Origin of the sequence: Rhodococcus sp. Chr-9, from assembly GCF_000801125.1 — a bacterium.
Taxonomy (GTDB): domain Bacteria; phylum Actinomycetota; class Actinomycetes; order Mycobacteriales; family Mycobacteriaceae; genus Rhodococcus; species Rhodococcus pyridinivorans.
Genome location: NZ_JTIZ01000125.1, coordinates 1 through 598, shown reverse-complemented (window position 1 = coordinate 598; position 598 = coordinate 1). Strand labels below are relative to the sequence as shown.

1 protein-coding gene is annotated in these 598 nt (G+C 70.6%); it reads left to right on the top strand.

Features of this window, described 5'->3' with window-relative positions:
- Positions 1-598 (top strand): condensation domain-containing protein (locus QR64_RS23050; RefSeq protein ID WP_235367306.1); only part of this gene is annotated, 598 nt, incomplete at both ends.

Sequence of the window (598 nt, the reverse complement as noted above, 5' to 3'; positions counted from 1 at the left end):
CCCGGGTCGGCGGCGGGGTGCCGTCGTGGGAGCCGCCGGCGGTGCAGTACGCGGACTACGCGTTGTGGCAGCGGTCGGTGCTGGGCTCGGAGGACGATCCGTCCTCGCTGATCTCGCAGCAGATCCGCCACTGGACCGCTGCCCTGGCCGGGCTGCCGGACCAGTTGGAGTTGCCGGCCGATCGTCCGCGTCCGGCGGTGCAGTCGGTGGCCGGTGCGCGGGTCGACGTGGCGGTGCCGGCGGAGCTGCACGGGCGGTTGGTGCAGTTGGCGCGGGCGCACAATGCGACGTTGTTCATGGTCGTGCACGCGGCGTTGTCGGTGCTGCTGGCGCGGTTGTCGGGCACGTCGGATGTGGCGGTGGGCACGCCGATCGCGGGTCGTGGTGAGCGTGAGCTCGACGATCTGATCGGCATGTTCGTCAACACGTTGGTGTTGCGGGCGGATGTGCGTTCGGGTGGGTCGTTCGAGGAGTTGCTGGGGGCGGTCCGGGAGTCGGATCTGCAGGCGTTCGCGCATGCGGATGTGCCGTTCGAGCGGTTGGTGGAGGTGCTCAATCCGGCGCGGTCGACGGCGCGGCATCCGCTGTTCCAGGTCGG